The sequence below is a fragment of the Nonomuraea recticatena genome, from assembly GCF_039533245.1.
Lineage (GTDB): Bacteria > Actinomycetota > Actinomycetes > Streptosporangiales > Streptosporangiaceae > Nonomuraea > Nonomuraea roseola.
On record NZ_BAAATE010000108.1, the window covers coordinates 1 to 1355 of the forward strand.

The window sequence follows — 1355 nt, forward strand, 5'->3', positions numbered from 1 at the left end:
TGTCAGCATTCGATGACGTTGACGGCCAGGCCGCCGCGTGAGGTCTCCTTGTACTTGTCGAGCATGTCGCGCCCGGTGTCGCGCATCGTCTTGATCGCCTTGTCCAGCGACACGAAATGCTGGCCGTCGCCGCGCATCGCGATACGCGCCGCCGCGATCGCCTTGATCGAGGCCACCGCGTTGCGCTCGATGCACGGGATCTGCACCAGCCCGCCGATCGGATCGCAGGTCAGGCCGAGATTGTGCTCGATGCCGATCTCTGCGGCGTTCTCCACCTGCGCGGGGGTGCCGCCCAGCACCTCCGTCAGCCCGGCCGCGGCCATCGAGCAGGCCGAGCCGACCTCGCCCTGACAGCCGACCTCGGCGCCGGAGATGGAGGCGTTCTCCTTGAACAGCACACCGATCGCCGCGGCGGTGAGCAGGAACCGCACCACGCCGTCGTCGTCGAAGCCGGGCACGAACTTGGCGCAGTAGGTCATGACGGCCGGGATGATGCCGGCCGCGCCGTTGGTCGGCGCGGTGACGATACGGCCGCCCGCGGCGTTCTCCTCGTTGACGGCCAGGGCGTACAGGCCGACCCAGTCCATCGCGTGCAGCGGGTCACGCTCGGCCGACTCGGCCTGCAGCTTGCGGTGCAGCTGGTGGGCGCGGCGCTTGACGCGCAGCCCGCCGGGCAGCACGCCCTCCTTGCCGATGCCGCGCCGCACGCACTCCGACATCACCCGCCACAACGTCAGGATCTGCTCGCGGATCTCCTGCTCGGTGCGGCCGAAGGCCTTCTCGTTCTCCAGCATCAGCCCCGAGATCGACAGGCCGGTGTTGGAGCAGTGCTTGAGCAGCTCCTCGGCGCTGGTGAACGGGTGCGGCAGCACGGTGTCGTCCGGCTTGATGCGGTCGGCCCCTGTGGCGTTCTCGTCGACGACGAAACCGCCGCCGACGGAGAAGTAGACCTTCTCGCGCAGCTTGTGCCCGTCGTCGGAGAAGGCGGTGAAGCGCATGCCGTTGGGGTGTTCGGGCAGCGAGATCTTCCGCTCGAAGATCAGGTCCTCGCCGACGACGAACGGGATCTCGTGCTCGCCGAACAGCTTGATGCGTCCGGCCTCGCGCATCTGGGCCAGGCGGGCGTCGACGGTGTCGACGTCGACGAGTTCGGGTTTTTCGCCCGACAGGCCGAGCAGCACGGCCTTGTCGCTGCCGTGACCCTTGCCGGTCAGGCCGAGCGAGCCGTACAGGATGGCCTCGACGCGAGCGGTCGGCTCCAGCAGCCCGTCGGCCTGCAGGCCGCGGGCGAACTTGTGCGCGGCGGCCATCGGGCCGCCGGTGTGGGAGCTCGACGGGCCGATACCGATCTTGAA

1 protein-coding gene is annotated in these 1355 nt (G+C 69.1%); it reads right to left on the bottom strand.

The window, feature by feature from the left end; genetic code table 11:
• Positions 1-2 precede the first annotated feature (2 nt).
• Positions 3-1355 (bottom strand): L-serine ammonia-lyase (locus ABFX50_RS50550; protein WP_346158432.1); only part of this gene is annotated, 1353 nt, incomplete at its 5' end.